This window comes from Candidatus Pristimantibacillus lignocellulolyticus, assembly GCA_023639215.1.
GTDB classification, from domain to species: Bacteria; Bacillota; Bacilli; order Paenibacillales; family Paenibacillaceae; genus Pristimantibacillus; species Pristimantibacillus lignocellulolyticus.
In genome coordinates this window covers 4,061,142-4,086,090 of record CP097899.1, presented here as the reverse complement: position 1 = coordinate 4,086,090, position 24,949 = coordinate 4,061,142, and the positions used below count along the sequence as shown (strand labels likewise).

The window sequence follows — 24,949 nt, the reverse complement described above, 5'->3', positions numbered from 1 at the left end:
GCACACTATATTGGAAATTTTGAAATCAAAGTGCAACTATTGCAATCAAATTAAAAATAATAAACGATTGATGTCACGTATTGTAGTCGCCAATTGTCTTAATAGTGTTATAAACAACAACAAAAGCCTTAAATAAGAGGCTATAAAACTAGGATGATTAATATGAAAATTGTAGTTATTGGCGGTAGTGGGCTCATTGGAAAAAAACTAGGAAACAACCTTCGTGAGCTAGGACATGAGGTTGTGGCAGCATCACCTTCTTTAGGTATAAACTCCGTTACGGGAGAGGGATTGGCGATTAGTGGAGCACTAGTGGTTGTAGATGTTACGAACGCTCCTACGTGGGAAGACAAAGAAGTTCTAGAATTCTTTGAAACATCTACTCGAAATCTACTTGAGGCTGAAGTTGCCGCTGGCGTAAACCATCACGTAGCGTTGTCGATTGTTGGTACGGATGGTCTGTTTGAAAGTGGTTATTTCCGAGCGAAGATGGCACAAGAAGAATTGATTAAAGCTTCCACTGTTCCCTATACAATCGTTCGAGCGACACAGTTCTTCGAGTTCATTGAAATCATTGCACAATCCTCCACAGAAGGGCAAATCGTTCGTATGCCATCTGCCCCTATACAACCGATCGTATCGGATGATGTCGCCGCAATACTAGTGGATTTCACTGTTGAGGCGCCTGTGAATGGTATCGTTGATTTGGCTGGTCCAGAACGTCTTGGTCTCGATGAAATCGTTCGCCAATACCTGACCGCCAAAAAAGACACAAGACAGGTAGTTACAGACGACAAAGCACGATACTATGGTGTTGAGATAGACGATAAAGATCATTCTCTAGTCCCTCGCGGTAAAGCACGCATTGCCCCAACTCGTTTTGCGGATTGGTTGGACCGCTCCACGAGTCAGATATAATTACCTACATGTTCATAAATACTTTATGAACAGAGAAGTAGACCTAGTCATATTTCTGTCAAGTATAAAGCTAAAAAAGTGTTAACTTAAACGGCGAGCTTTTTCCTTAATTAAACCGGGGAATCGCTCGCCAATTTTTTTTTGGAACCGTTCTATGTTGTAATAGGAAACGTACTCAGTAATCAGGCGTTCGAACAGAAAGGATGTAAATTATGCAAAGTTATACAATTGATCCATCATCTGATAACATTGAAGATTTATATAAAACCTACAAGCCTCATTTATTTTCAATTGCTCATAATATGCTTGGTTCAAGTTCAGATGCTGAGGATATGGTTCAAGATTTGTTTATTAGCATGTATGGATATCAAATTGACAATATTAATAATATCAAATCGTACTTAAACAAAATGATAATTAATAGATGTTTAAACGAATTAAAATCTGCACGAAAAAAGCGAATAAGCTACGTAGGTAATTGGCTACCAGAACCAACAGTGCAATTTGAAGAACATAGTCCGTTAGATAGCGTTGAGCGACATACAATTTCATATGCGGTTCTTATTCTTATGGATAAACTTACGCCACTGGAGCGAGCTGTGTTCATATTAAAAGAAGTGTTTGCCTATGAACATCGTGAAATTGGAGAAATGGTCAACAAAACAGAAGTCAATTGCCGCAAGATCTACAGCCGCGTCAAGAAAAAATTAGACGCATCAAATAATAAAGATGAAACGCTTTCATCGCATCTTCACGTGGAAAAGGAAATGGTAATCCGTTTCGTTACTGCTCTTTCGAACGGTAACATTCAATCCCTAGTGAACATGTTAACTGAGGATGTCATTTTCATTGCTGATGGCGGAGGGAAAGTATCTGCCGCGATTAATGCTGTATACAATAAGGAGCGAGTGCTCACCATATTGAACGCTTTTTCGTCAAGCCAATTTCCTGCATCAAAAGCACAGATTGTCGAGGTCAATTGTCAGCCTGGTATATTGATAACCAAAGATGGGATTTCAACTGGGATCATTAGTTTTGATTGGGAGATTCAGACGATGACCATTCAAAGGGTTTATCTGATTGTAAATCCGGATAAATTACAACATTTAAACCCAAAGGTCGAATAAGGATAATCAGTAGTTTTTTCAATTAAGTAGAAACTCTCACGTTTTCAAGTAGGGCAGAAGGTGTTTGGGATTGAAATCGTAATTCAATCAGAAAAAGAAGTGATGTTACTATCAGCGTTACTTTTGAGTTAACAAATGTCGACAGTAGAATTGCGAACGTAACTTCAGAAATGCCAATGAAATACGCTAGAATATTTCAGAAGGATATGTGGCTGATCTTGAGATTGTTGAAGATCAGCCTTTGTATATCGTTACCCAATTCCAATATGTGCACAATTTAATTCCCTGCTTACGGAAATTTATGTGTGGTACAGTTTTACAATGTATAATATGGGAAGTACGAATAAACATATTGGCCAACCTCGTTCAAAATCTCCTCCAAAACAGGAAACCGAAGATCATAGCGAAAATGAGAGTCAAATCAATGGTCATACCGCTATAGATCTACTTCCCAATGAAACCTTCACGCGTCGATTTAAATTGGCTTTTAAGCGAATAAGATTTAGAATATGATTTTATTTTTCTAAACTGTTAGAACTTGTTACTGCGAATGCCAAAGTCTTTTATCAAGATGCTGCCCTGCGTGGTTTGATCAAATATAAAGCTGATTTTCCTGATCCGCTGAGGCATAAGATTGGAATTAACATCTATAAAGTCAGCCATTTCGAAGGAAAAATTTTGGAAAACCGGTTCCTTGATCGTTCGAAGGAAACCAAGCGGCCGTTTGGCAAGAACTCCTTCAAACATGGGTAGAAGTGGAGAGACATGACTAAGCGGTAATCGACTGACATTTCCACTCTCATCTTCTATAGCTATGGTTAAGTCCACCAATGCATTCGTTTCCGCTATCTTACCACCTGCATCATTATTTGCAATGGAAAATAAGATGGTACTATCTTCGGACGTTTCGATCCCGGACTCAGGCAATATGACTTCGTATATAGGAGTTGATGGAGCAACTGCATGATCCCATTCCAATGAAACCGCGCTGTACTGGTCATCTTTAAATTCCATTTGCACCTTGCCTTCCTTCCAGACCTTAAGAGACTCGCCTTCCATTCGTCCACCAGGCAATGTCGTTGTCCCCGGATCGTGATCCTCTTCATAGTTACTGATCAAGGTTGTGTTCCCATCCCAATAATTACTAATATACATCGTTTCTGGGAGCCATTCTCTGGCGTATCCCAAATCTTCAAACATCATACGGTACTGGCCATTACCCTTGAGTGTAGCTTCTAAAAACGCTGAGATTAGAACTTCTGCCGCACGGGATTGTTCTTCACCAGACAGAAGTTCGGTGTTGTTCAACAGAAGATTGCCAATGCCTACAGAATCGTGTCTACCCCATGCTGTGTTGAACTGTCCGTGATTTGCCCCATAGATATATACCTGTGATTTGAAAAAATTGCTGTTCTCTGTAAATTGCGTACGATAGTATTGATTGGCTCCGGCAAAAGAAGAAACATCCATATCGTGGGAGCCGTGCAGGGCCAAATAGTTGATATTCTGCAGTTCAATGGGCTGCCCGCTCGGTTTATATTGCATGTCGGTTCCTGCAATCGAGATGAGGGAACGAATGTTGAAGTCGTAATCAAACTTGATGTTGGCGTCCTCAGGGTAAGCCGTTAACTCATTATAAGTTGCAGCCACAGTTATGGCTTCGCCTCCCCGTGAATGTCCAATCAACGCAATATTCTGCATGTCCACTTTGCCATAGAACGGATTTCCTTCTGTGATGTTCCATGTGTCCCACGTCTTCAAATGCTCCAGCATTAACCAACCTCTTGCACGATTCTCATCTTTTAAACCATCAATAACGAAAAGGTCATCGTAAGGTGAACTATTCAGGAAGTTCTCATCGATGGAAGCCAAAATATATCCGCGACTTGCCAGCAATTTTCCCAAATAGGCATACCCTGGATCGGAAAAATCCGTCGCCATATGGTTACCGTGCACGATTAGAATGAGTGGGAAGGGACCATCTCCTTCAGGATACCAAACCGTACCGTTTAAAGGCATGGCTTCAGATCCAAACCCGAAAGTGTTTGTGCGCCGGGAACTCCAGTTGCCGACAAAATCCGATCCGTCGACGGACTGTGTTATCAGTCGTCCTTCAACGTCAAGGTCGTGGCGATAAGTTGATTCGCTAGCATAGGTTATAGAGTTTACGCGGAATGTCCCGATTTCTGCGGGATTAACCATCGTCGTTTGGTATTGCTCCGCTGTCTTAGTCTTTTGCAGGGGGTGAGGTACCTCTAATTGCGCTTGACCGTTGCTGGTAATCCAGTATCCCAACACGCAGATAAAAATAAAGACTGCAGCAGTGCTTGTGCCTACCGTTACTTTCACCCATGTTGTAGCCTTGCGGTAGCCTCCCTTGATAAAGAAATAAAGCAAGGCTCCAAATAACGAAGAAGAAAGGATGATGGAGAACGTAACAATTAACGCTAGCTGGACCGCTCCCAAAAAACTGATTAGTAGTAAACAAAATGAGGCAAGCATGAACCAAATATATCGGGAAGGCATTTTTTTCGCCCAATGCAATAATCCCGCAATGATACCCGTTATCATTAAAATTGCAACAACGGACAGGACAGTCCCAGCGAAGTAGTCCATTATGCTACCCCGCGACCCAAGATAATAGTATGCTTGCACAAATACTAAGCATATCGTAACAAAAGATAACACGAGAATAGCTCCCTTCCAACCTGCATGAAGGGAGGGCACGCGCAATAGAGGAAGCCTAGATAACGCTCTACTTATAACTTCCGTTTGAGTATTTGAACTGTTTTTTTTCATGGATGATCCGCCTTTTAATTTCAATTTATTACCAGAAAGCACTTTGACAAGTATAAGGTAAAACTGAATATTTAGCCCCCGTCTTGGGGCGGGTTTTAGACCGAGAGAGCGGAATGGATGTAACAGAGGTAAAAGTACGAGACATATTGCGGTGGGAAGAGGTTGTACAGTTCATTGCTTATCATTATGGCGAGCAGTATCAGTACATGAATGATAACAACCAATCAACTCTTTATAATTAAAAAGCAGCAGCCGATAAATGTTTGCTGGCTACATCTTGTTAAGTACGTAGTCTCACGGACGCTGGATCAAGAAAAATATAAATGTCGAAGGACAACAAGCGCCCAACGCGGCTTTTTTTATTTTAACGATATAAGTTCTTGTCCCGAGCAAAAGACAAGAACTTATATCTGTAGCCGAAAATGGACAAGAACATGTATAGTTTTCCGTAATCATGGAACAGATTAAATCTCGATAACTGTAATCCATTTCACTAATTGGTATAGCGTAATGGATGCGTAATGGATAACAACTGAAATATATATAATGATTTCAGTTTCTTTACTGATCGTTCTCAATATGTTATATTATCGATGGGAGGAGGAAAACATAATGGCAAGAAGCAAAGAATTCGAAGAAAACGTAGTATTAGATAAAGCGATGAAACTCTTTTGGGAACAAGGATATGAGAAGTCATCTATGACAGATTTGGTTGAGCATATGGGTATCCATCGCAGAAGTTTGTATGACACATTTGGAGACAAACATACGCTGTTTTTGAAAGCTATGGATCGATTCCGCGATAAGGTGAATGCCGAGATTACTGGACAAGTTAAACGCTCCAAGACTGCAACAGAGGCACTTCAATTTATTTTTGATTTCATGATAAATGGTGAAGGGGACTCACCTTCAGGCTGTTTAATGGTGAATTCAGCGGTGGAGTTGGCAATGCGCGATACCGATGTAGATTCAAAGTTAACTGAATCGTTCACATTATCAGAGCAACTATTCACTGATATTATTCTGTGGGGACAGCAGAATGGGGAATTTAACTCAGATTGCAATGCGAACAAACTTGCGGAACAATTACATGCTGTAGGTGTTGGGTTGAGGGTAATGGCAAGAACCTCGATGCCCAAGGAAAAATTACATCAGATAGCCAGTTTGTCTATCCAACTTATAGTTAAATAGTTATTATTTATTTAGAATGACTGTTCCAATTCTTTTATTAGCAAGCTTGAGCCTATAGTGACTTATCTTAAAAAAGACATAAGGATATTGTTTACTATGTACATTTTAGAATGATCGTTCTCGAATTTGTTTCTGATCTCGCTTAAAGTTTTCACCATGTGACCCATTCTATTACGCATATTAGAATGATCATTCCCAAATAGGTGTTGCACAAAAAATTATAAATGAATAATAGGAGATGATAACATTGAAAATTTCTGAACAAGTCGCATTTGTCACTGGAGCAAACCGCGGCTTAGGCCGCCAACTAGCTCTTGAACTTCTAGCAAGAGGGGCTAAGGTTTATGGTGGTGCAAGAAATCCGGAAACCATTGACATTCCAGGTGTAATACCTGTGAAGCTAGACATTACGAACCCTCAAGAAGTAGTTGCTGCGGCTAAGATTGCTAAGGATACTACACTTTTAATCAACAATGCAGGATCGTCTACAGGCGTATCTTTACTAGATGGTGATCTTGAAAAAATACAATTGGAGTTTAATACTCATTTCTTTGGCACGCTTTCCATGGTTCGTTCCTTCGCACCAATTCTTGCGAATAACGGTGGGGGATCAATTCTCAATATTCTTTCCGCGTTATCTTGGGTTAGTTCCGGAACTGTTGGAGCATATGCTGCTGCAAAAGCGGCTGAATGGGCATTGACGAACGACCTGCGTTTAAATCTGTATCCTCAAAATGTGAAAGTAATTGGATTACATGTGGGCTATATGGACACAGATATGACGAAGGGGTTAGTAGCTTCCAAATCCAATCCAACGGATATCGCCAAAATAGCTATTGATGGCATAGAAGCTGATCGCTTTGAAATTATTGCTGATGACTTAAGCCGTCACATACAAAGCGCACTTGCAGGTGGTGTTTCTGCGATATACCCACATTTATCTTAATACAAATGACAAACAATTCGCCCATGACATCAAACCAATCCGTAATAGAAAAATCCACACCACGGACAACAAATTTAAAAGAGGAGTGTAATAAATGGATAAAATATGGAGCAAAACAAAAGTTGGGAATTTGGAATTATCTCATCGCCTAGCAATGGCACCAATGACACGTAGTAGATCGAATGAAGATGGTACACCGGGAGAATTAACAGCCCTTTACTATGCTCAACGAGCGTCAATGGGACTCATAATTACAGAAGGTACACAACCTTCTGATGATGGTCAAGGTTACTTATGGTCACCTGGAATTTATACGGATAAGCATATTGAAGGATGGAAAAAGGTTACCAATGCAGTGCATGAAGCAGGTGGATATATATATATTCAATTAATGCATGCTGGTCGCATGTCGCACCCAGACAATACACCACATCATCGTCAACCTGTTGCGCCATCCGCAATCGCGCCAGGTACTGAAATGTTTACCGCTAAAGGTATGCAGGAAATCCCTGTTCCGCGTGAGTTAAGTAAAGGGGATATTCAAACGACCATTGCCGACTTCCGAAAAGCAGCAGCTGCAGCAATTAAAGCAGGTGCGGATGGCGTTGAAATTCATGGAGCAAATGGTTATTTGATTAATCAATTTATCGGTGAAAATTCGAATACACGGACAGATGAATATGGCGGATCTATAGAAAATCGTACTCGCTTCGCGATTGAAGTAACGAAAGCAATCGTCGAAGAAATTGGAGCAGATAGAACAGGTTTCCGTATCTCACCAGGAACACCTCTTGGTGGGATACAAGATGGTGAACATGGTCCTGAACTTTATCGTTATCTTGTAAAAGAACTAGCTCATTTGAATTTAGCTTACCTCCATATCATGCATCTCGGGAACGAAGAGTTGCTCCAAGACATCCGCTTAATCTGGACGAATCCTATGTTAGTCAATCGTGCTGGACGAGCTCTAGAAGATTTAAGTATCGATCTTGATAATGGTCTTGCTGACCTAGTACCTGTCGGTGCCTGGTCATTAGCTAATCCGGATTTAGTAGAACGACTTAAAATAGGTACTCCATTAAATTTAGTAGATCCTACAACATTCTTCGGTGGCGGAAGCAAAGGTTATACGGATTATCCGACGATGATAGATTTGAAAAATCAAGAGAATAAATAGCTTGTATGGAAAAGTTGGCGTACATCTAAATGATTGTACGCCATAAATTTATCTGGAATAATCATTATACTTTATAAAGCGAGAACACAAAACTGTAGTGAAAGAGGATGAAAACATGAAAGCAGCTCAAATAATAAAATACTCCAAAGGAATACAATTGGAAATAAATGAGGTTAAAATTCCGGAAATCAAAAAGCATCAGGTTCTCGTAAAAGTAAAAGCTGCTGGTGTAAATCCATTAGATATTCTTATTCTAAATGGCAGTATTCGAATGTTAACTGATTATGATTTCCCATTAACCTTAGGGAATGAACTATCTGGTGTTATTGCGGCTGTTGGAAAAGATGTTGTTAATTTTCAAGTTGGTGACAACATATATACGAGGTTACCAGTTAATCAAATAGGTGCTTTTGCTGAATATACGGCGGTCAATGAAGATGCGATATCCATCATGCCTAAAAATCTATCGTTTAATGAAGCTGCTGCTGTACCACTCACTGCTCTGACTGCGTATCAAGCATTAAATGAGGTACTCCATGCTCAGCCTAACCAAAAGCTATTTATTCCCGGAGGTACTGGCGGCTTTGGTGCTATGGCAATCCCTATCGCTAAATCAATGGGGTTATATGTCATTACAAGTGGAAGTGAACGAGGTAGATCACGTACATTGTCAATAGGTGCAGATCAATTCATCAATTATCATGAGGAAAACTATGCTGATATTTTATCTGATATAGATTATGTGATCGATACCTTGGGAACGAAAGAAATAAAAGCTGAACTAGGTATTTTAAAACCCCATGGGAAATTAGTTTCATTGAAAGCAGTACCTAATTATCGCTTTGCGGTCGACAATAATTTTCCCATGTGGAAAAAAACAATGTTTGGTTTGGTCGGTGCACGTATTGATTCTTTAGCACGTAAAAATAAAAATGAATATCATTTTTTATTTGTGCAAGCCAATAGAAGTCAATTACAAGAAATCACTACACTTGTTGAAAAACAAGATATTAAACCCTCTATAGACTCAACTTATACATTTACTGACATAAACAAGGCATTAAAAAAAGTAGCTACTGGTCACTCCCAAGGTAAAGTTATTGTAACCTTTTAAGTAGATTTTCATAAGAGTAGATGCGAACCAGAGATCACCGGAAGTGAACGCAAGCTGCTGTTTACAACACGAAGATGCGAAAGCAGAGTACATTTCGTATTTAGTTAATTGATATAGAAAACGCACATTGAATGTATGCTATTCAATTGAACGAGAAGGGCTTAAAAGTATAATATATTACAGATTACCTTAAACATAGGGGTGCGTAATAAGATGGGGAAGACTGTTCTTATCACAGGAGCATCAGGTGGCATTGGTAAAGAGTTAGCGGATCGTTTCGCCAAGGGTGGTCATAATTTTGTACTCGTGGCGTGTAGCGAGGTTAAGCTATTGGATCTCGCGAAGGAATATCGAAAGAAGTATGGCATTCAAGCAACTGTTATAGCCAAGGATGTCGCTTCCCCAGGTGTGCCAGAAGAGATCTTTGCGGAGCTGAAGAAGAAGGGGATCATCGTCGATTATCTTGTCAATAATGCTGGCTTTGGATTGTACGGCGTGTTATTGGAAACAAAGTTGGAGATAGAGACGAATATGAGTGATGTCAACATCAAAGCATTGACTTTTATGACGAAGTTGTTCTTACCTGATAGTGTTAAACGTAAGACGTTATCATGCCAGGTGCTCGTAATCGATTCATGGCGTTCATACCGAGGTTAATGCCACGCAAGATGGTGACACGTATGGTCAGATCCATACAAAACAAAGTGGAGCATTAACTTAATCATCTATTAATTTAAACGTTCATTTTATTGGAAATTCATCATACAAGGCTACTATGTGTATGTTATTCAAAATAACGATAAGGGCAGCTTCAGTATCGCAAATGACCGTGCATATTGGAGCAGTTGCTTTAATACAATTTTCACGCACTTTATATATGTGTTATACACCATATAAAAACATATATGTACTATTAATCGGAGGGATGAATAACAAACTTATAATTAGATATCAGATAAAAACCTTTATATGATATACAACACCATATTAATATAATCCATAAAACAGGAGCATTATACAATCTCTATGACATATGTACAAAATACGAGTTTTGTGTAAAAGTAGTGTCGCTAAATAGTAAACTATTAAATTCTCTGTCTCAATATTGTCGAAGGACAACAACTTATATGGTTAAAAGACGAGAACTTATATAGTTAACCGAATCCTCCCTTCATTTATCATATAACAAAGGCCAATCATCAACAATCTGAACATCAGCCTTTGTTATATTTTACAAGTCTTTTTGTAATATTCTTGCATATCTCATTGGCTTTCAAATTCCAACCAACTTTCCACTCTTTTAATGGAAATACGAAAAGTCTTTATTCATCGGCATCTGAAGAATCTGATAATTATTAACTTTAGGTATAATTTCAAAACGGTTTTGAACTATCTGCTACAAATATTCTCTAGACAAATGAATCATTCGCTTACCTCTTCCTCCATGCTTGTTCGATTATTATACTAAAGTATCCGATAGCTTAGTGTTACTCAGAACATATTCCGTTTCTATCTGATAACAATATTGAATTTCCTTTAGTTGACCTATTTTACTTCTTATAACTAGCATGTGTATGATAAAAACTCAACTTATCAGGATTTAGAATAGAAAATATGGATTTGATTTTATTCTCTTCAATTTCGAAACTCATGACAGCACTAACTTTTTCCTCATTCATGATCGCAACACCAGTACTACCATTGACCTCTACTTGCTTAATGGAGTAAATTTCTTGATTCGCAAGAAATTTAGTTGCTAATGAAATAAGAAGTTGTTTTACGCGTGAAGCACCGTAGATAGGTTTTACTGCAGCAGTTACTTTACCGCCTCCATCTGCATAATAAACTACGTCTTCTTGAAGAAATTCTATCACCTGCGCTGTGTTACCTTGCTGAAATGCACGAATAAAACTAGTAATCACCTGTTCATGAACTGTTTTCACTTGTTCAATCGCCATTTTCTTTTCAAGCTCAGGAAGCATCTTTTTTATCCTGCTTAAAATTTTCCGGCAATTGTCTTCCTTCTTTTGTACAATTTCAGAAATTATTTCATAATCATATTTCAATACTACACGAAGGATAAAGATCGCTCTTTCAATTGGATTTAGTTGTTCGAATAATACCATTAAAGCATAAGTAACGTCACTTTTCACCATCATTTCATGTAATGGATCCTTTTCTATATAAGCTATCGGTTCTGGTAGCCACGCTCCAACATATTGTTCTCTTTTATTTTTAGATGATCTCAACAAATCTAAACATTGGTTAGTCACCATTTTACATAGAAATGCTTTGATATTTCGGTTGTGCTTTACCTCATATCCATTTAGTTTGATAAACACATCTTGAATCACATCTTCTGCATCAGCTACACTGCCTGTCATCTTATAAGCAAGCGAAAATAAAAGTGATTTGTATTCGACATATAGCCGGCTTAGTTCAGTTTGTTCCATAGTAAAGACCCTCACTTTCTTTTGCACATTACACTATTACACAAGTAAACTCGCTTGATTCCATGTTTTTTCTCGAATACGTGCACCCATCTTCCCCGATATTGTAAAATCTAATCCCCACTTCTGAGCCCAAATAAAACCATTATCAGGACCGAGACTAATACAATACAATTTTATCGGAAATGCTTTGTGCGTTATAGAATGGGAATTGCCATATACCTCATTTTTTAGTATCTTGCTTAATCTTGATGCCTGAGGAATCGCTTCCTTGCAAGTCATGCCGTCCACTTGATTTGTCTTTCTATCAATAATACTTGCACAATCACCGATTGCAAATATATTTGGATAGCCTTGTATACTATAAGTATCAGTCACTATTATCTGATGCTCTTTAGTCAAAGTAAATTGGAGTGCTTGAATCAATGGATTTACTCTAACACCTGGTGTCCAAATGCACTCTCCTACTTTATAAGTAGTTCCATCAGCGCACAGGATTTGACCATCTTCAAACTTCTTTACTTTTGTTTTAGCACAAATTGTAATTCCTAGTCTATTAAGTTCTTTTACTAGTTTTTCACTTACCTTTACTGGAACCTCAAGCAATAAATGCTCCTTTGAATCAAATAATATGACCTCTACCTCATTAGAATCGAGTCCTGCTTCTCAAACTTCTTCTTTAAACCAAGCAGTTAGTTCTGCAGCTGTTTCAATACCTGTAATGCCTCCACCGACAATAGCAACGCACAATAAAGCTTTCCTCACTTCATTGTTTTCTTCGGCTTTAGCTAGTAGAATGAGCGATTGTAATTTTTGTCTGATATCTAGCGCGTCCTTCATTCCACTTAAAGTGATCCCGCCAAGTCTACTAGGAACCTCCTGAACAACACTACCGAGTGCTACCACAAGATAGTCATAATGTAAGGTGATGTTTTGTTCACTCTCCATTTTTAGTATAATTTCTTTCTCGGTGTAATGAAATGTAGTAACTTCTCCCCTTAAAAATTCCACACCATTTGTACAATACCTTGTTAAAGGTACTTTTAAATCGACATCCTCAATAATCATTTTAAATAGTAACACTTTTCGAAAATGGAATGAGTTTTTATCCACTAAAGTTATTTTCACATCTTTTCCAATCGAATGACCAAATTCTTTTATTAGGCCATTTACCAAATTGATTCCTGCGAAGCCTCCACCCAATACAACAATATGTTTCATTTTTCTGCCTCCTTTACCTTATAACGAAATAACCACATCATTTGTGACATTTTTAGAGGTTTATTATATTTGTCTTAAAAAATGAGATTTTATTAAAATGTGGTTACCGGAGGTGATAAAATTGAACAAATAGGTTAACCATACATGTTCTTGTCCATCTTTGGCTAACGATATAAGTTCTTGTCCTGAGCAAAAGACAAGAACTTATATCGTTAAAATAAAAAAACCGTGCTGGGCACGGATCTGTATCTATATATGTTGTTGTCCTCCGACATATATATTGTTACACAATATATATGTCTGAATTATATTTGTATTTTATAAGTGCTCTCCATCTCATATTAAACTGAAATTATTTTCAACTTTCTAATTAAAGTTAATAAAGAAAAGAACATTACTCAAATATGAGTAATGTTCTTTTCTTTAGCGGCTTATAGTTTAGTGTTGAATGAAAATAAATTATTAGACTGATTGTATTACATCCGCTCGGTTTTTTGATTTACAAACCGTCAAACCCTCAAGAATAAAGTAACGAAATAGCAAGCTTAACACCTGAAATTCTCTTTATATTATTTTCAAATATCGGTCCGCAATTTGTTAAGATAAACCCCTGTACTCTGTAGGTTTTCATATCATCTTTGAATAATTCGTTTTACCAATCTATCATCTACTTTTACCTCCTTCTTATTTACAAATGCAATGGTAGATAACTGTTTGATATGTTCATCGTTTAATGAATAAGATATCAATTTACCTTCTTTTCGATATTTTATAAAAACATAATTTTTCCAATAGAGAGAACCTTGAACCTAATCAGATATGGCTTTACGGAGCTTCGTTAGTATTAGCAACTTTTCTTAGTATAGTAGCTATTTCTTTAAGATTAGATGACTCTCTTGTATCCTTCACATTTATACCTCAAAAGCTTATTTCATGCTATATACTTACATTTTGCAACTATAAATAATGGAATACTTCATAACAAGATAATCTCCTAAAACAGAAATAGCCGATCCTACTACAAATAGATCGGCTATTCTTCATTATGAACTCAATTCACCAAACAATAAGTCAAGAATTTTCTCATCTGCCTTACGATTTCTCCCTTTGTATGGATAGCAGTGAATATGAATTGCAGGATTAAAGTTAATCTCTATAATGCTATAGTTGGAATCAGAAGCCTCTACTGCTAAGTCATCAATCATCATGTCTACTCCGCAAATAGTAGCTCTTGCAGCTTTAGCCGATTCAATGGCTAATTTCTTATAGCTTTCTGGAATATTGTCAGTAAAGTCAAGACTATCACCACCTGTACTAATATTAGAGTTTTCCCTTAAATAAACGACTTGACCTACTGAAGGGATCTCTCCCCAATGATGATCATGATTTTTCAAAAACATTGCCTCTGCTTCGCCTAAAAGTATTTTTTCTAGAGGTGTCTTATAGCCACGACCTCGAGGAGGATCTTTATTTTTCTCATGTACAAGCTATTCGATGGTGTGGATACCGTCACCCACTATATTAGCAGGAACACGATGCAGGACTCCCACAACCTCTTCCCCCATGACTAGAAAACGATATTCCTTCCCTGTCATAAATTCCTCAAGGAGAACTGTCTGGTCATGCCTAAACGCCATCTCAAAAGCCTTTTGATAATCCTCTCTTGAGAATGTGCGATTAAAGATAGTAATACCGAGTCCAAAGTTTGTGGATTTCGGTTTAATCACGATAGCTTTGTCTTGATACAATTCGTAAGCAAGCATTGCCTCCTCCAAATTCGGAAAAGCCTCCCCAGTCGTTACGCGAATGCCATGATCTTTCAAGACTACTTTTGTTACAATTTTATTTTCCATAATTAATACCGTGCTATAGGAATCTCAACGATTCTTTATGCGGCATCAAGAGCTTCACCATTGCTTTCATCTCGTCGATACAAGCAAGCGCCTTCTCCCTCATTGTTCCACTGACGCCCTTAGAATCTTTTATGACGCCATCTATGCCCTGCGTAATCATCTGATCAATTGGAATCAGCAATCTTCTGTTCTTCTTTATTAAAGGGCTCATCTTCTTTTAGAAACATATATAGGATGAATAAGTGAATAAAATGCAAGGTATCCTTGCTGATCCCAATCTTATAAAGTGGGTTTAGATCAATCAAAACATATAACTATGTACAAGATTTAAGCATGTTGATTAAGCAGGAAGAACTACTGAGTGCGAAGGAGTTCTACTGTCCTGTTCGTTTAAAAACAGCGAAAGGATTAAACCCTTTACAAGAACTAGTAGATGATGGTGTGGAATATATAGAGCTAAGATCGGTAGGCATGTTGTGGTTTATGGGCTTCGAAATGTTGGTCTTACGGATAATCTTGAAAAAGTGTTTCAATGGACAGCGGATCAAGGTTTATTCGTGGCAACCATTGGAACGGGGTTCCTTGCTGCCCTAATCTCTTCTCTTATGAACAATATGCCTACGGTTATGATTGATGCTTTAGCTATTCAGGGCACAAACACAAGTGGCGTGATAAGAGAAGCACTAATTTATGCAAATGTGATTGGTTCTGAATTAGGTCCTAAAATCACTCCAATTGGTTCATTAGCTACCTTATTGTGGTGTTCTTTTTTTAAAAATCTCATGTAATATCCAAAGGAATATTGAAATTGTCTAAAGAAGTGGATTTGAATACCGAGTCTTTAATTCAGTTATTTTATTTCTTAATTGATTTATAATTTCCTCTGCTTCATCCATCGAATCACATCGTATAAATAATGTAGCGTATTCAAGTAGCGAATCATATTTTTTTATACAATCTTAGTGTTGAACTTAAATCGGATAGATTCCGATCTTTGTTTATTACACTTTGCTGTGATAATTATGGCTTACGTTAAGCAGAATAAGTTGACGAAACACTTGAGTGCCTTCTGCTTTCACGATGAAATATTTGTTAATCTACTGCAACCAATAACTTACGTTTCGAAGGTATCTTCTCTCCCACGCACTGGTCTTGTTCGAATGACGATATTTTTTGTTAAGGAAATTCAACTAAATACTTATAAATACTTAATATTACTGATAATTACTTACATTTATGATAAAATTACTTACTAGAGGTGATGTGGATGTATCAAGAAGACCGATTGCTGAAAATACTAGACTATATTAATAAACATCACTCAATGAGTGTAATGGATATATGTTCTCTACTTCATGTATCTAGGGACACAGCCCGAAGAGATATTGTTAAATTAGTTCAAGAAGGGGGCGTTATTCGTACACATGGTGGGGTTGCTCTACCTCAATTGCAGAAGGAAATACTCACCTATCGGGAACGATTAATTGACGAAACAGACAGTAAAAGAAAAATCGGAAAGTTAGCTGCTAAACTAGTTCGAGATCGGGAAACAGTCATATTGGACGTATCAACTACGGTACTGTTTGTAGCAGAGCAAATATCAGCTAAAAATATTATGGCAATCACACACTCCATAGACATTGTAGGGATTCTGTCAGGTCGGGAAGATCTGCAGGTTTATGTGCTCGGAGGTTACTTAAATACAAAAAGTCGGTTATTATTTGGTCCCTCCGTCATCGATAAGCTAAAAGAATTAAGAGCTGATAAGGCATTTATCGGAGCTACAGCTATACGAGCCGATGGGCTTTACTTTCCTTACGAAGATGATGTTTCTGTTAAAAAAGAGATGGCCCGCAGATCGGATCAGGTAATTGTTGTGGCAGATTTCACGAAATTTACAAGCAAGTCGGCTTATCGTTTAGATTTTGACTTTGTAGATATTTTGATTACCGATCAAGAGGTGCCTATCGAAATAAGAGAAGTACTTCATAATAAAAATATAACGATTATTCAATATGAGGAGAAAGATAAATACGAGGAGGAACACAGTGATGGGTCTTAAAATTTTACACAATGTAAAAGTGATTCAAGAAGATAACCCTGGTCTATCTGCCAGACTCTGGATAAGAGACGGAATTATTGAAAAGATAGAAAGTGATCTACCTTCTCTTCCTGAGGGCGAATATGAATTTATCGATGGTCAAGGACATTTAATAATACCAGGCATGATTGATGTCCATATTCACGGTGCTAACGGGTTCGATATGATGGATGGGAGTCAGGTAAGTATTCAGGAGGTTTCGCGGGCTTGTGCAAAAACTGGCTGCACTTCGTTTCTAGTCACTTCTGTCAGCTCTTCAATTGAAGAATTATTAACCATGATTCGTAGTGTGAAAAATGTCATAGGGCATGAAGTCGGCGCCAGAATTGCAGGGATTCATTTAGAGGGTCCTTACCTGAATCCGAAACGTAAAGGCATGCAAAATGAACGCTTTTTACGACATCCGAATCTAACTGAAATGAAAGAAATTTTCAACGAAGCAGATGGATTGATTAAGATGGTTACAATAGCCCCCGAATTACCTGGTGGTATGGAACTCATCTCATTTCTGAAGGAAATGGGAATAGTTATAGCCGTCGCACATTCTGATGCCACATATGAGGTGGCTAAGCAAGCCTTTGCAGCAGGAGCAAGTCATGTTACGCATTGTTTTAATGGAATGCGTCCGATTCATCATCGAGATCCCGGATTAGTTGTAGCTGCTTTTGAAGAAGAAAATGTAAGTCTCCAAGCGATTGTAGATGGAATTCATTTGCATCCTGCGATCGTTCGAATGATGCATCGTCTGAAAGGAGCTGATGGCATGGTACTTATCACAGATGCTTTGCAAGCCATGGGGCTTGGAGACGGAAATTATATGTTTGGTGGCCAGCATGTTACGGTTTCCAAAGGTGTCGCACGTCTACAGGATGGGACTTTGGCCTCCAGTACGGTTACGATGAATGAGGCACTGCATCTAACAGTAAAAACTGGAATTTCTTTAGAAGACGCTGTGAAAATGGCTTCAAAATCGCCTGCACGAATACTAGGTCTTGATACTATAGGTAGTATCTCCAAAGGTTATGATGCAGATCTTGTCTTGTTAGATGAACAATTCCAAGTACAATGGACAATGATTAAGGGTTGTATCGTCTAATGTTTTGGGATCTTATGAGAGAAGAACAATCTTTTTATTTTTGAGATCTAGAAGGACTGTAGCTGAATGCAGCTACAGATATGTTGATTAAACATAATATTTTATCAATTGAGTAATTCGAACAACCTTTCATTCAGCCCCACAATCACCATTAATGGCTTAAGAAACAAACTCAGCGCTAATAATACAAGTTCTTGTCCATTTTCGGTTAGCAATATAAGTTCTTGTCCCGAACAAAAGACAACAACTTATATAGTTAAAATAAAAAAACGTGCTAGGGACGTATTGTTATCTACATATTTTATTGTTCTCCTACAACAATGTAGGTAACTTTGTGTCAAAACACGATTATGTAGGGACATTTGTGCATTTTTTAGTGACACAAATGTTCCTACATAAAAAAGGAAAAGCCAGAGTTAGCAGGCTTTTCTTGGTTAAGTTATGTTGGTATTTTTGTGTCCTTAGACACAAATTTCATATATTCTACTAAATAATTTGAATACGTTAGTCTTGTTCTGTTTGTATAACAAATATGATCTCAGATTGTTAATGATCAACTTTGTTATTTGTCTCTTGTTCTATTAATAATATATTGAATTAAGTTAATAACAAGTTGTTAGGTTTTGCTTATGTTATGTAATCATGTATGTCACACATCTTCATAGCGCGGTTCTAATATGATGAAAAAAATTAATCGTCATAATCTAAATTTTATAAATTCTATTCATTAATAATAAGCCGCATAATTCCTCATAATGTACTTTAATATTCCTCAATAATCACATAATTTTCATCGCCTAGACTTCATTATCATATAGTCACATGTTGCTTTCACACTTAACAATGGATTATTTATGAAAGCGTTTTTAAATGTAGTTGCTCATCTCCTTCTTCTAGATAGCTTATTATTTACCAAAACGTTCTGTGTTTTGGTATATTTACTATTTACTCAAAAAGATGAATCAAATAATTGTATAGCTAATGGGAAAAGTTAGATCAGCATCTAGGAGCAGTATATCGAAGCTGCAGCTGCTCCCTTTTTCAATACGCTAATGACCATTTACTTTACCAAAGTACCTCTCAAAAATAATCCGACAATCTCCTTTGATAAATCTAATGTTGGATCAGATTTTCTTATTATATCTCCCTTATTACCAATTACCATCATAGTCGAGAAAATTTGGGCAAGAAGCATCGAATTATTCCTACGAAGAATGTTTTTATCCATTGCAGCTTCAAAATAATTAGCCAGCTCTTCGTAAATCTTATTTTCAGCTTCTCTAATTTCCTGTATCTGTATCTCACTCAAATATCTCTCCGCATCTCTTAGAATTGTCTCAATGTCCGAATGAGGATTAGCCAATCTTACTTTTGCCACATTTAGCAGTCCTGCCTCTAGATGGTCTGCTTCTCTTAATAATCGTGACGTAGCTTGTTGTACATTCTTAAACATTGTCGTGACCGCGATTTTAAAAAGTTCCGGTTTACTAGTGAAATGATAATATATCGAAGGTTTAGTTACATTGCAAGCTTTAGCGATTTGCTGGAGCGACACGGGTTCATATCCATGCTCCATAAACAGTTTGGCGGCCGTTCGAAGAATTATATCTTGTATGGGTAAATCATTCTCAGCTTGTTTCGGTCTTCCTGGTGAGCGTTGTAAATCTTTATTCATCTTCATTACCTCCGTGAATATTTTGTGACAAGTTATCCATTTGAACAAACTAACCTTGTTATTTTACTTACCGGTATATATAATTTACTAGAATTGAAGCAGTTATTCAATATAAATAATAAAGCGAGCAGGTGAATTTGAGTTGAAAAATAGTACACTTTTGAAAAGGTTCAGTTATGTAACCACAATTTTTATGTTCTTTGCCACCTTTGGCGGAGGAATTGTTACACGAACTGAGTCCGGGCTGGGTTGTGGAACCGAATGGCCGTTATGTCACGGTAAATTCGTTCCTGCTCATACCATTGCTTCGGTCATTGAATACACGCATCGACTGGTGAGTACGACTGCGGGAATTTTAGCAGTAGCTACTCTCTTGTTATTTATTTTGTACAGTCAAAAACGGAGAGATTTACAATTCTTCTCTTTACTTACGTTCATATTTGTAAGTATTCAAGGTGTAATGGGTGCGTTAGCAGTTGTATTCTCGCAGTCTCCTCCAGTTATGGCGCTGCATCTAGGTTTTGCCTTCATTTCTCTTGCCAGTTCTTTGATGACGAGTCTTGGAGCGAGGGCGGAGGAAAAGCTGGGTGGTCTTGAGGAGTTTCGCAGAATGCCAAGAACGAGTAGAAAGTTTCGTAATTTCGTATGGATAGTGACGATTTACTCATATGTGGTTGTTTATAGTGGAGCATTTGTAAGTCATACCGATTCAGCAGGCGCATGCTCTGGATTCCCTCTGTGCAATGGATCGCTGCTACCAGATCTATCCGGAGAGTGGATCGTATTCATTCACCGCTTAGCAGGATTTATTCTTGTTTTTCTTATCGTGGTTCTTTCGTTTATAATTTTCAGAAAATACAATAATAATAGAGAGCTGAAAATTTTAGGAAATATCTCAGTTATCCTTATTCTGTTTCAAGTCCTTTCCGGCGCTGGTTTAATGCTTACAATTCATCGCCCTGAGGTGTATATGTTTGTTGTACTTGCTCATATGACGAGCATCGCTGTTCTTTTCGGACTCCTATCATACATGAGCTATATCGTTTGGAGACTAACAAAGCCTGAAAAGTATTAAATATTCAATATAAAAGTAAATTATTGAGAAGGAGATTTTACTATGGCAAAAACAAAGAAAAAAAACAAATGGACTAAAATACTATTATGGGGATGTTCATTTATTGTAATTGTTGCAATTGGCTTATGGATATTCCTCAATTCGATGACCTACAGTCCTTCCAGTCAAGCGGAACTCGCTTTTCAGAACAATAATCAGGTAACAGTAACAGCGGTTAAAGACGGTTACAAATATGAACCTCAAAATGGGACGGTAATCGAACCGAATATTATTTTTTATCCTGGAGGTCTTGTAGAACCGGAAAGCTACTCCCTCTTTGCGAGAGAACTAGCCAAACTAGGACATCGTGTATATATTGCAGAAATGCCGCTGAATTTAGCGATTTTCGGTCAAAATAAAGCTGACTCCTTTATTAACGAACACCCAGACGAATCATTTGTTATTGGGGGACACTCATTAGGAGGTTCATTTGCTGCCAGATATGCTTCTGAACACAGTGAGAAGCTTAAAGGTGTATATTTCTTGGCTTCTTATGCCGATAAGACTGGATCAATAAAAGATACTGATCTATCTGTTTTGCAAATTACAGGTACAGCAGATGGAGTTCTCAATAGAGAAGATTGGGAAACTGCCAAAAACAACCTACCTGCAGACACTTTGTATGTCAGTATAGACGGAGCAAATCATGGACAATTTGGATCATATGGAAAGCAAAAAGGTGATAATAATCCAGATATTGATGATGAGGAGCAATTACAAAAGGTTGTTCAATCTATAGAGGATTGGATCGCTCAAATGAATAGTAAATAATAAGGGTTAAAGGGCTGGAAATAGGGATGGTAAAGCTGCTTGTATTGCCAGCCTTCCCTCTCCACTCGCTCTTTGTTATTATCGACTTGCATATTCCTCCTAGATTGAATTAAATGTAAAGGGTTGTTAGGTTGATAGGTTTATTTTTTATATTTCTTATATCTACTAATGATCTCATCAACAAAACAACCCCATAGTAATAAAATAATGCCAACAATTATTAGGATTACTGAATAGTTTGCAGCTGAAGCTAGTCCCATTTCATTTAATGCAGTTCCTATTCTTCCAGGTGGAGTTGTCCATCCACTTAACTTTAAAGCATGGTGTGATGCTGGGATATGTATGCCTAAATACAAAATAACACCACAGAATAATAAGATGCCTCCAACAATTATTTTCTTCACTACAATCTCATCTCCTTTGGGTTTACATGATTGTTGAACTTTATTTTACTTTACATAATTGTTTCACTTATTCTACTATTGTAAAGCCTTCATTATCCTCTCTAATAGAGAGATCAATAGTAGTTATATTCTTTATTGAGGCCCGCTTCAATGACTTCATGCTATTGACCAGAAAATCTATTTGGGACGCTTCTCCTTGGAATTCTGCCTCTACACTTCCATCTATTAAATTTTTCACCCATCCGGTTAAGTTCATTCTTCTAGCAATACAATATATTTCTAAGCGAAACCCTACCTTTTGTACTCTTCCAGAAAAAGTGATCTTTTGTCTAATGATACAGTTTGGCGTGAATTGGGGTATCTTAACCTTATTTGCATGCCAGATTACATAATCGTTTCTTAATTTCTTAAATAACTGCATAGTTTCATTGACTCCTTTTTAAAAATACTTTTATTTTGAATCCTATCTACCTCAATTTATTCCCGCTTCAATTCTTAATTTTTTTAGTATATCTACGTCGATATGGTATTATCAGGTTATTAATCTAGTTAATTGTTACAATAAGAAACAATAAAAGGAGAGTTAACACATGCCCAAAAGTTGCTATACATACTCATTGCTTATTCTGTTGCTATTGGCTTCTTATTCGACTCCGTTCTATGCTGCTTCTGCATCACCTAATCCTTTCGATTTTAGTCAACGTACAGTCAGTCAACCTTCCGTTACAATTAATGGACAGTTAATTACGCTTCAAGGTCCTCAACCGACGCTAGTAAAAGGAAAAACTTACGTTCCCGCCCAACTTTTTGAGCATCCAGACATTCAAGCAGATATTACAGAGTTTCTATATGAAGATGATTCGAGCGTTCTTATTTCACATTTCAATGGCAATCTTAAAATTTATGCAGATAAAAGTAATTACATGTTCATTGATTCTAGCGTAGATGTTGCTGATATCATGATCGATTGGCAAAGTCCCCCGCCTTATCTCTTAGAGGATGATATCATGGTTCCGTTGCGTGCCACTGCAGAACGAATTGGGATTTCCATTGATTGGGATGTAGCGACTCGAACAGCGATCCTCACAACAGATGATCACTATCGCGCTGAACTCCAATCACCAGAGGAATGGGAAATGTGGCTAGGCGAGCAACCTCTCGAGTATGATGACCCCTCAGGAAAAGTAATAACCGAAGAAGAATTGTCTGATTATATCACTTCGAATGGCCTTCATGTTTTAGACAAGATTATACTCGATAAATATACAGCAGTAGTGCTACTTATCGAAGAGGAAGATGACAAAAAATTTCTCTGTAGGAATTACATCGACCGTTTGAAAAACGGAAAACTGGACTCGAGCATGTCAATGGTCATAGATGAGTATGACGGACCAGACGTAGCCGTCCAAAGGTTTGGACATCACGTTAGTGTTGGTATGTTTGAACAAGGACTTGATATGGAATACACACATTTTGAGGTAGATTACATCGCTGATGGAGAGAGAGTCAAAGTTACCTATGATATCACAGGTAAACAAGGCATGTTTTTTGACATTCCTGAGGAAGTTACATTCGGTAATGTAACATTCTACGGGAAAAACGGGTACACTTTCGATACGTACTTCTATTGAGTAAAATTAATAACTCAATACATATCAGTCAGTAGTGTACTGCCACCTACCCCGATACCTAACAAATGTTAATCAGTAGACATTCTTAGGTGGTCGAATGGTAGGTGGTTTCACTACATGTATATTTCTTTTTGAATCAACGTTTGTTTACCCCAATATACTTCTAATAAATTGAAGAGGCTTAAGTGTGTCTCCGTATGTATCATTCGTTATTGTAATTACCATTCCTTTAGTGGGTGCTACACAAATATAGTTACCACCCATCCCCATTGCATAATAAAACCTTTCTGAATTAGATGTTTCAGAAATCCACCAATGTCCCCCATAATGTCCAAAGTGCTCATAAGTTAGATATTGAGGCTCAGAAATATAAGCAATCCACTGCTCGCTTATTAACTGTTTTTTTTCCCATTTGCCATTCTTTAAATGTAACTCACCAAATTTATGCATGTCTTGAGTTGTTAGATGTATTCCGAATCCACCGATATTGATTCCTTGTGGATCTTCATGCCAAATATAATCGTTAAATTTCAAGTGGTTGAATAAGTATTGATCAGCAAATTCTTTTGCACTCATGTTAGCTGTTATTTGAATGATAGCTGATAATAACTGACTACAACCAGAGTTATAATTCATTGATTCACCTGGAGAACTTATAAGGGGTCGCTCTAATACATACTTAACCCAATTAGGACTATGTATCATTTGTGGCCACCCTCCCCATTCGCTCATCTCTGGCCAATTGAAACCTGCACTCATTGAAAGTAAATGATTAATAGTTATGCTCTGCTTTCTTGAGTCGGTATCACGAATTATTGAAGGAAAGTACTCAGATATTGGAGTTGAAAGGTCAGGTATTAAGTGCTGCTCTAGTGCTATGCCAACAAGACTTGAAGTTATGCTTTTTGTGCATGAATTAATCTTATGCATCTTCTTCTCTAATTTATTATTTTTATAATATTGAAATACGAGTGTGTCGTCTTTACTTATTAGGCAACTATGTATTTTTTCACGCTTTAATAAGTCAGATAAATGAATACTCGCGTCATTCCAGTTCTTTTGCAAATATTATTCCACCTTTATTATAGATATACAATCTATCTCTGATGCAATTATATACACCAGAATAGAACGTATGTTCTCAAATTTCTAACTTCTACATTTATCGCATTATTACCATAATACACCAAATAACCTTAATATTACATCATTTTCATTCTATCACCGTATATTTTCGATGACTTTTTCGATTTTAGCTTCAAGAAAAGTGCCACTTTTAACCATACAGAACATATGTTCTGTATCGATTCACTTAGAATTAATGATTCACATTAATAGATGTTGTATTTTAATTACTTAGT

21 protein-coding genes and 3 pseudogenes are annotated in these 24,949 nt (G+C 37.4%); 14 read left to right on the top strand and 10 right to left on the bottom strand.

Annotation, left to right across the window (positions count from 1 at the left end; translation table 11 throughout):
• The first annotated feature begins 162 nt into the window (after positions 1-162).
• The gene (locus NAG76_17460) at positions 163-918 is read left to right on the top strand and encodes an SDR family oxidoreductase (protein URN93601.1); all 756 of its coding nucleotides are present in this window, start codon (positions 163-165) and stop codon (positions 916-918) included.
• A gap of 212 nt (positions 919-1,130) precedes the next feature.
• Entirely contained in the window at positions 1,131-2,045 is a 915-nt protein-coding gene (locus NAG76_17455) for a sigma-70 family RNA polymerase sigma factor (protein URN93600.1), read from the top strand.
• A 531-nt stretch (positions 2,046-2,576) separates the two neighbouring features.
• Here the strand turns inward: NAG76_17455 and NAG76_17450 are convergent.
• Positions 2,577-4,661: an MFS transporter gene (locus NAG76_17450; GenBank protein ID URN93599.1), complete on the bottom strand. Its 2,085-nt coding sequence runs from the start codon at positions 4,659-4,661 to the stop codon at positions 2,577-2,579.
• 795 nt (positions 4,662-5,456) lie between these two features.
• On the opposite strand from NAG76_17450, the gene NAG76_17445 reads away from it, so the two are divergent.
• The 5 genes from NAG76_17445 to NAG76_17425 all read left to right on the top strand — a co-directional run bounded on the left by NAG76_17445 (position 5,457) and on the right by NAG76_17425 (position 9,929).
• The gene (locus tag NAG76_17445; protein ID URN93598.1) at positions 5,457-6,035 is read left to right on the top strand and encodes a TetR/AcrR family transcriptional regulator; all 579 of its coding nucleotides are present in this window, start codon (positions 5,457-5,459) and stop codon (positions 6,033-6,035) included.
• A 247-nt stretch (positions 6,036-6,282) separates the two neighbouring features.
• Positions 6,283-6,981 (top strand): SDR family oxidoreductase, encoded by a 699-nt coding sequence (locus NAG76_17440; GenBank protein ID URN93597.1) that lies wholly within the window; start codon positions 6,283-6,285, stop codon positions 6,979-6,981.
• A gap of 94 nt (positions 6,982-7,075) precedes the next feature.
• Positions 7,076-8,158 carry an alkene reductase gene (locus NAG76_17435; protein ID URN93596.1) on the top strand — a complete coding sequence of 361 codons (1,083 nt, stop codon included), beginning with the start codon at positions 7,076-7,078 and terminating at the stop codon, positions 8,156-8,158.
• A gap of 115 nt (positions 8,159-8,273) precedes the next feature.
• Positions 8,274-9,272 (top strand): NADP-dependent oxidoreductase, encoded by a 999-nt coding sequence (locus NAG76_17430; protein ID URN93595.1) that lies wholly within the window; start codon positions 8,274-8,276, stop codon positions 9,270-9,272.
• A gap of 213 nt (positions 9,273-9,485) precedes the next feature.
• Positions 9,486-9,929 (top strand): SDR family NAD(P)-dependent oxidoreductase, encoded by a 444-nt coding sequence (locus NAG76_17425; GenBank protein ID URN93594.1) that lies wholly within the window; start codon positions 9,486-9,488, stop codon positions 9,927-9,929.
• 893 nt (positions 9,930-10,822) lie between these two features.
• On the opposite strand, the gene sigJ is transcribed toward NAG76_17425, so the two are convergent.
• From sigJ to NAG76_17400, 5 genes and pseudogenes are all read right to left on the bottom strand, one after another.
• Positions 10,823-11,725: an RNA polymerase sigma factor SigJ gene (gene sigJ / locus NAG76_17420; GenBank protein URN93593.1), complete on the bottom strand. Its 903-nt coding sequence runs from the start codon at positions 11,723-11,725 to the stop codon at positions 10,823-10,825.
• Positions 11,726-11,761: 36 nt separating this feature from the next.
• Positions 11,762-12,943 (bottom strand): annotated as a pseudogene (locus NAG76_17415) (FAD-dependent oxidoreductase).
• A gap of 1,043 nt (positions 12,944-13,986) precedes the next feature.
• A complete protein-coding gene (locus tag NAG76_17410; GenBank protein ID URN93592.1) occupies positions 13,987-14,337 on the bottom strand; it encodes a hypothetical protein in 351 nt (116 codons plus the stop codon).
• A gap of 93 nt (positions 14,338-14,430) precedes the next feature.
• Entirely contained in the window at positions 14,431-14,796 is a 366-nt protein-coding gene (locus NAG76_17405) for a hypothetical protein (GenBank protein ID URN93591.1), read from the bottom strand.
• Between the two features lie 164 nt (positions 14,797-14,960).
• A complete protein-coding gene (locus tag NAG76_17400; GenBank protein URN93590.1) occupies positions 14,961-15,053 on the bottom strand; it encodes a hypothetical protein in 93 nt (30 codons plus the stop codon).
• 76 nt (positions 15,054-15,129) lie between these two features.
• Here NAG76_17400 and NAG76_17395 point away from each other — a divergent pair.
• The 4 genes and pseudogenes from NAG76_17395 (at position 15,130) to nagA (ending at position 17,993) form a co-directional block, all read left to right on the top strand.
• A pseudogene (locus tag NAG76_17395) lies at positions 15,130-15,207 on the top strand (hypothetical protein).
• Between the two features lie 50 nt (positions 15,208-15,257).
• Positions 15,258-15,557 (top strand): annotated as a pseudogene (locus tag NAG76_17390) (arsenical efflux pump membrane protein ArsB).
• Positions 15,558-16,063: 506 nt separating this feature from the next.
• Entirely contained in the window at positions 16,064-16,858 is a 795-nt protein-coding gene (locus NAG76_17385) for a DeoR/GlpR family DNA-binding transcription regulator (protein ID URN93589.1), read from the top strand.
• On the top strand, positions 16,848-17,993 hold the full coding sequence (gene nagA / locus NAG76_17380; protein ID URN93588.1) for an N-acetylglucosamine-6-phosphate deacetylase: 1,146 nt from the start codon (positions 16,848-16,850) through the stop codon (positions 17,991-17,993). The genes NAG76_17385 and nagA overlap by 11 nt, the downstream gene beginning before the upstream one ends.
• Positions 17,994-19,053: 1,060 nt before the next feature.
• Here the strand turns inward: nagA and NAG76_17375 are convergent.
• A complete protein-coding gene (locus NAG76_17375; protein ID URN93587.1) occupies positions 19,054-19,668 on the bottom strand; it encodes a TetR/AcrR family transcriptional regulator in 615 nt (204 codons plus the stop codon).
• A 142-nt stretch (positions 19,669-19,810) separates the two neighbouring features.
• Here NAG76_17375 and NAG76_17370 point away from each other — a divergent pair, with 142 nt between their 5' ends.
• A complete protein-coding gene (locus NAG76_17370; protein URN93586.1) occupies positions 19,811-20,743 on the top strand; it encodes a heme A synthase in 933 nt (310 codons plus the stop codon).
• Between the two features lie 42 nt (positions 20,744-20,785).
• The gene (locus NAG76_17365; GenBank protein ID URN93585.1) at positions 20,786-21,553 is read left to right on the top strand and encodes an alpha/beta hydrolase; all 768 of its coding nucleotides are present in this window, start codon (positions 20,786-20,788) and stop codon (positions 21,551-21,553) included.
• Positions 21,554-21,693: 140 nt separating this feature from the next.
• On the opposite strand, the gene NAG76_17360 is transcribed toward NAG76_17365, so the two are convergent.
• Both NAG76_17360 and NAG76_17355 read right to left on the bottom strand, forming a co-directional pair.
• Complete coding sequence (locus NAG76_17360; protein URN93584.1) at positions 21,694-21,957, bottom strand: hypothetical protein; 264 nt, start codon at positions 21,955-21,957, stop codon at positions 21,694-21,696.
• Between the two features lie 67 nt (positions 21,958-22,024).
• Positions 22,025-22,378 (bottom strand): acylphosphatase, encoded by a 354-nt coding sequence (locus NAG76_17355; GenBank protein ID URN93583.1) that lies wholly within the window; start codon positions 22,376-22,378, stop codon positions 22,025-22,027.
• A gap of 169 nt (positions 22,379-22,547) precedes the next feature.
• Here NAG76_17355 and NAG76_17350 point away from each other — a divergent pair, with 169 nt between their 5' ends.
• Positions 22,548-23,588 (top strand): copper amine oxidase N-terminal domain-containing protein, encoded by a 1,041-nt coding sequence (locus tag NAG76_17350; GenBank protein ID URN93582.1) that lies wholly within the window; start codon positions 22,548-22,550, stop codon positions 23,586-23,588.
• Positions 23,589-23,735: 147 nt separating this feature from the next.
• Here the strand turns inward: NAG76_17350 and NAG76_17345 are convergent, their stop codons facing one another.
• Entirely contained in the window at positions 23,736-24,653 is a 918-nt protein-coding gene (locus tag NAG76_17345) for a beta-lactamase family protein (protein ID URN93581.1), read from the bottom strand.
• Positions 24,654-24,949: the final 296 nt, after the last annotated feature.